The sequence below is a fragment of the Protofrankia sp. Cr1 genome, assembly GCF_963555865.1.
Lineage (GTDB): Bacteria > Actinomycetota > Actinomycetes > Frankiales > Frankiaceae > Protofrankia.
The window spans coordinates 14,584-20,543 of sequence record NZ_CAUVXO010000053.1; the positions used below are offsets into that span (position 1 = coordinate 14,584).

Below are 5,960 nucleotides of genomic sequence, written 5' to 3' on the forward strand. Positions count from 1 at the left end.
CGTGGTGATCAGAGAGCTGTCGCAGGCGCGTACCGGCCGCGGAGCTCGCGCTTGAGGACCTTGCCGGTGATGTTTTTGGGAAGTTCGGCAACCACATGGATCTTCCGCGGGCTCTTGTAACCGGCAAGCTGCGCCCGACAGGTCCTGAGGATGTCCTCGGGGTCCACGTGTGCACCGGGCCGGGGAACAATCACAGCTACCACACTCTCCCCCCATACCGGGTCGGGAACACCGATGACGGCAGCTTCCGACACGGCCTCGTGCTTATGGAGGACCTGCTCCACCTGCGTGGAGTACACGTTCTGTCCACCAGTTATGATCATATCCTTGATGCGGTCGACGAGATAAACGTATCCTTCTTTATCCACGGTCGCCACGTCACCGGTGTGCAGCCACCCATCGGTGAACGCGGCGGCGGTGGCCTTTTCGTCGTTCCAATAACCGCTGGTAACCAGATCACCGCGGATGACCAGCTCACCGGGGGTGCCGGCGGGGCATCGCCGCATCTGCTCATCCATGACTGCGACGGCGGTCAGCGGCAATGGCCGGCCACAGGACTCCAACAGTTGCTCCTGACCCGACAGCGCACGAACATGGTCCTCAGGACTGAGAGCCGTCACCCATCCGGTTGACTCGGTCTGGCCGAAGCCGGTCACCAAAACTGGTCCCAGCCGGTCCGCCAAAGCGCGGGCAGTGCTCGTGGGCATGGCCATCCCGCCGTATCCCAGTCGGCGGATGGAGGACAGGTCGGCCGTGTCATAGCCCGGATACCGGAGCACGAAAGACGCCATCGTCGGCGCCAGCGAAGTGATCGTGATTCGGTGTTCCGCCACCAGTTCCAGGAACGCGCTCGGCTCAAACGCGGGCATCAGGACAGTCGGCACCCCGCACAGGTGGTAGGTGGGGACCTGAAACGCGGAAACATGACACATGGGGAAGGTCATCAGCATCCGGTCACGCTCCGTCGGCGAGATCGCGAGCATCATTGTCATGGCCGCTGTGATGATTCCACGATGGGTGATCATCGCCCCCTTGGGGCTCCCGGTCGTACCGCTCGTATAAACCAGCCATGCCGTGTCGAAATCTGACACTTCCACCTGAGGACGGGTGGGTGAGGCCGATGCGACCAGCTCCTCGTAGGAGGAGCCGCGGCCGTCCGATGGACCACCAATTACGAACATGTGTTCGATGGCTGGAACGTCGCCGAGCACGGGCCAGAGTTCGTCGACGAACTCCCGGTCGACAATCAGCACCCGGGCGCCGGCCGCAGCTATGATTTCAGCCCATTCCCTGGGATGGATCCGGTAGTTGAGCAGGGTGAGTACCATGCCGGCGGTCGGTACACCGTAGAGAGCCTCGACATAGGCAGGCACATTGCGAGCCAGGATCGCGATCCGGTCTCCCGGCGATGCGATCCGGGAAAGGCCGTTTGCCAGCCGTAACGAGTCCGCGTGCAGGTCCGCAAATGTCCGGCGCTCGTTCCCCGTGACCAGCGCCACCCGTTCCGGCCAGTTCGCGGCTGCCAGTGACAATATGTCGCCCATCAGCATTCGTCTGTCGCCTCCACCCGCCTGGAAAGGGTTATCAAGGGCAGTACCTCGTGCGTGATGCGTTCCGCGTTGCGGAGGGACTCGCCGAGGTCCGCACCGCTCGGCTGAAAGATCATGTGGCGTGCCCCCGCATCCACGTAGGCCTGCACCCGTGCGGCAACCTGTTCCGGGGTACCTGCGGCGGTCACGCGGTGGATGAGTCCGCGCAGGTCCCGTGACCAGACTGAACCGAACATCTGCGCCATGTCGGCGTAGGCGTCTTCGGGCCGGTCCGCTACACCGATGAACAGAAACTGGAACCATTCGAAGCTGTCGAGCTTACGTCCGATGGCGTCGGCCTGGGCGCGAACCGTCCGGACCGTTTCGGCGTACCGGTCCGCAGACAACAGATAGGGCATCCAGCCGTCGCCGATGGTCGCGGCTCGCCGCATCGCCGGCGCCTTCGTCCCCGCTATCGGTATCCGTGGACCACCGGGCTGGACGGGCGGCGGGGAGATCCGCACGCCCTGGAACGGGTAATGCGGGCCGGCCCCATCGACCGCTTCGCCGGTCCACAGGTCCCGTAAGACGCGAATCTGTTCGTCGACCCGGTAGCCGCGGCCGGCGACCGGCACACCGCAGGCATCAAACTCCTGCGGATATTCCCCACCGACCCCCACCCCCAGCGTGACCCGCCCCCCGCTCACCCGATCGATCGACGCCACCTGCTTCGCGACGATTGCCGGCGGATACAGCGGAAGCAGGAGCACCGCGGTTCCGATGCGCGGCCGCTCGGTGAGCGCGGCGAGGAGCCCCAGGTTCACCAGCGCTTCCGGAGTGGGAAGCGGTGCCGCGACATGACCACTCGCCCACAGCGAGTCCGCTCCGAGCCTGTCCAGCCGACGGATCTCCTTCTTCTCGCCTCGAACGTTGAAGCCGAACAGCACCCGGGGTTCGGCTTCCGACGCCTGAGCACCGTTCTCGTCTGGCTGACCCACCGGCCACCTCCAACATCATGTGAAGTATGGGCAAGGTTACATGCGAGTCGAACTTTCGACAACGATGTTGAACCCAGGAATTTACCGCATCTTTTTCGCTCCTCCAGGCCTGCCAACCACGGCCGGCTCATCTCTACACTCGGAAGGGTGAGGGAGCCGGCACCGCCCGAGGACACAGGTGTCGCAATCGGGGACATACAGAGCGAGACGGACACCCAGTTCGCCGCGGGTCTGGTCCGTCCGAGCAGCGGTCGTTCGTCCTCCCGGCGGGAGGCCTTCGAGTCAGCGCTCCTGGACGCCGCCGCGGAGCTGTTCGCGACGCGGGGCTACGCCGGTACGACCCTGCAGGACGTCGCAGATGCCCTGGGGGTGAGCCGCCCAGCTCTGTATCACTATGTCTCAAGTAAGGACGATCTGGTGGCCAAGATCGCCCGTGACACTCTGGCCAACTCGGCATTTGTCATCAATATGCCTGACAACCTGGCTTCACGGCCGGATCTGCGACTGAAGAAAATCATGATGGGGACAGTGGAAGCAGCGCTCCGTCACCCCGAGCGCACCCGGCTGGTCAGCCGGAGCGAGACAAACCTTCCGCCCGAGGTCTCCCGGTTATATAAGGAGATATGGCATGGTTTCGAAAGAATTGTGGAATCGACGATCGCCGACGGTATCCGGTGCGGCCTGTTCCATCCCGTCAACGAGGCGATTGCAGCACGAGCGTTGAGCGGGATGGTGCTGTTCGCCTCCTGGTGGTACCAGCCGGGTGGCAGCACGACCGTGGTTGAAACCGGACGCATCCTGTCCGATATGGCAGTCCGAAGCCTGCTGCGGCAGAACCCCACCGACGGGCACGAAGACGCTGCGACAGCCGTCCTCGATCGAATCAAAAAAGATCTTCAAATCGTCGAGCAAATGCTTGCCCACCAGCCGGGCATCCACTGAACGAACAAGGACTCCTAACACAATGAGGCCTTCAGCCGTCGCCAGCGGGTGATGGCGCAGCCGAGGGTGCGGAAGGCTTCGTGGATGTCGTCGCGGATCCCCCATCCAGCTTCACGTCCCGTTTTACCAGTTCGGGTCGAGGGTGAGCACAGCGTCGCCGTCCGCCATCCACCGGTCGAACTCGTCCATGGTCGTGAAGATTGGCTGGCCGCCGAAGGCACGGGTCACCTCAGCGAGTTCGACCACGGCCCGTGCAGGGTCGGAGGCCGCCAGGGTGTGTGCCCGCGTGAGCTGCGGCAGCACGATCTCGGCGACGTAGGCGTTGCGCTCGCGTCCCAGCGCTTCGGCCTCGTCACGGAGCAGGGCCGCGGTGGCCGCGCTGGTCAGGAGCTCGCGCTCGAGCAGCAGGAGTGCGGACTCCGCGACGCCGTCGGCCCGCGCGGCCACGATCGCGCACTGGAGTCCCTGAACGATGATGGTGCCGGCGACCTGGCCGACGAGACCTCCCACAAGAGCGCCGACCACGGGTATCGGGAGACGGTCTGCCCGACTGCGCCGCAGGCCCAGACAAGGCCGGCAGTGGTCGTGACCGTGGCGCTGCGGGCGGCGAACTCGCCGGCGTCGATCCGCCCCCGGCCGAGATCGAAGCCGGCTTCGGCCACCCCGCACACCGCGCCGGCCATGGCCATCGTCACCGTGCCACCGCCGAGGACCTTGGGCATCAGCCCGGCCCTGGCCGCGACCCGCATCGTCGTTCCGAGACTCGTCGTCGCCCCGGAACGGGCGGCGTTGCGGGCCGCGCTCCCGGCGACGGTGAGGGCGGCGACCCCGGCCGAGGTCTCACCCGCCCGGACCCGCGCCACGGCGCCCGCCGTCCCGACCACAGTTGCGATCATCGCGCCGACTCCGGCGCCGGCCAGCCCCGCGGTGAGGACCTCGCGTCCGGCCGCGCCCGCGACCTGCGCATCGGCCCAGCCGCTGGGATTCTCCGCCGCCCGGTGCGCTGCACGCATCCTGATGCCGCGGCTGTGCACCGACCCGTGGTGGAGCGTGTCGGTGAGGTGCGCGCGGGTGTCGCGGTAGTCCTCGTACCGCAGCCCATCGGGCGACATGCGCAGCCGCCTGCCCAGCAGATCGTCCACGGCGGCGAGTTTGTCGGTCGCCACCACCCGCTGCATACCGGCGTAGTCAGACCGGGCAAGGTCGTGTGCCGTCGTGGTGGCCCGGCTGACGAGCTTGGCCTGCGCCTCGGCGACCAGCCGGTCACCGTCGCGCAGCACCACATCCACCGTTGCCGTCTGCGAACCGCCGACGATCCACTCCGTGACATGAGCCCGCACCGACGCACCGGCGCGGATGGCGTTGCGGTTGAACGCCAGCGCGTGCATGACCTCGAACATGTGGCCGGCCCGCTGCGGGTTGCCATGATTGGCGTAGCGCTCGGCGAGGCGCTGGACGGTGGCGCGAGTCTTCAGGGTCGCGACCATCTCCGCGGCCGCGCGACGGGTGGCATGATCTGCATACGCCCAGACGGCCGCGTCCGCGCCACCTGGCAGCAAGCCGACACGCGCAGGGAACCCACGAGCGTAGGGCGGGTCAGCCTCGCCCGTGCTCATGCTGCGGCCGAGCCCGCGTCACCCAGCCGCTGCCAGGCATCGGCGACGACCCGGTGGGACAGATCGGTCACCACACCGTCGTCATCGGCGATGCGCGCGCTCATCACCGTCACCGTGGTGGTCGCCAATGCGACGATCAGCGCGACACGCTGGCGTTGCCGCGGTGTGTAGGTCGCGTAGTCGTCCTTGGCGTCGAGCAGCGTCACCAATCGGGGTAGTTCGTCCAGGATGGCCGCGTACAAGCCGTTGAGGACGTCACGAACCTGTTCGCTACGGTTACACACGGCATCTGCCGCGGCCTCTGCGCATCCCAGCTCGGCCTCGGCCACGTCGAGCCTGCCTGCCGTCTCCTGCTGATCGTTGCGCGCCCTGCGGCCCTGCCACGCCAGGATCCCGGTAAGCACACCACCGAACACCAGGACCACCGGCGCGAGCACGATCGCGCCCAGCACGGTCGTGCCGGCGGCTACACCACCACCGCCGGCGGCCAGCGAACCGCCACCGAGCCAGGCCAGTGTCGCGCTCGTCGCCGCCGCCCCGGACAGCCCGGAGATCGCCGCGCCGGTCGACGCGGTCGCGACCGCACCCACCGTGGCGAAGGCGGCTGCGCCGGCCCCCGCGCCCGCCGCCGCGCTCACGACCACACCGCCGGCCATCGCACCGACCACCTGCGCGGCGTTCACCTGCACCTGCCGCAGCTCGACATCCACCCGACCGGCACTGGGCAGGGTGTCGATCGCCGCGAGCTCGGCCATGTCCACGTTCTTCAGGCGGCTGAAGACCTCCCGGAACGGGATCAACGCACCCTCGTACATCTCCCGGCGGACCTTTTCCAGAAGCGTCGTCTCGGCCTCCATCCGCCGGACCAAACGCTC

At 67.0% G+C, this 5,960-nt stretch carries 6 protein-coding genes and 1 pseudogene; 2 read left to right on the forward strand and 5 right to left on the reverse strand.

Features of this window, described 5'->3' with window-relative positions:
• Positions 1–8: 8 nt before the first annotated feature.
• Positions 9–1,544 (reverse strand): long-chain-fatty-acid--CoA ligase, encoded by a 1,536-nt coding sequence (locus tag U9980_RS07390; RefSeq protein WP_322767252.1) that lies wholly within the window; start codon positions 1,542–1,544, stop codon positions 9–11.
• Positions 1,544–2,527, reverse strand: a complete 984-nt coding sequence (locus U9980_RS07395) for an LLM class flavin-dependent oxidoreductase (protein WP_322767253.1) — start codon at positions 2,525–2,527, stop codon at positions 1,544–1,546. Before U9980_RS07395 ends, U9980_RS07390 begins: the two co-directional genes overlap by 1 nt.
• Before the next feature lie 147 nt (positions 2,528–2,674).
• Between U9980_RS07395 and U9980_RS28485 the strand changes: the two are divergent.
• Positions 2,675–2,938 (forward strand): annotated as a pseudogene (locus U9980_RS28485) (helix-turn-helix domain-containing protein); the annotation flags it as partial.
• A 6-nt stretch (positions 2,939–2,944) separates the two neighbouring features.
• A complete protein-coding gene (locus U9980_RS07400) occupies positions 2,945–3,469 on the forward strand; it encodes a hypothetical protein (RefSeq protein WP_322767254.1) in 525 nt (174 codons plus the stop codon).
• Between the two features lie 123 nt (positions 3,470–3,592).
• Here U9980_RS07400 and U9980_RS07405 read toward each other — a convergent pair whose 3' ends face one another.
• The 3 genes from U9980_RS07405 to U9980_RS07415 form a co-directional block, all read right to left on the reverse strand.
• Positions 3,593–3,916, reverse strand: a complete 324-nt coding sequence (locus U9980_RS07405) for a hypothetical protein (RefSeq protein ID WP_322767255.1) — start codon at positions 3,914–3,916, stop codon at positions 3,593–3,595.
• The gene (locus U9980_RS07410) at positions 3,853–5,085 is read right to left on the reverse strand and encodes a hypothetical protein (protein ID WP_322767256.1); all 1,233 of its coding nucleotides are present in this window, start codon (positions 5,083–5,085) and stop codon (positions 3,853–3,855) included. Before U9980_RS07410 ends, U9980_RS07405 begins: the two co-directional genes overlap by 64 nt.
• On the reverse strand, positions 5,082–5,960 hold an 879-nt coding region (locus U9980_RS07415; RefSeq protein WP_322767257.1), incomplete at its 5' end, for a hypothetical protein. The genes U9980_RS07410 and U9980_RS07415, both read right to left, overlap by 4 nt.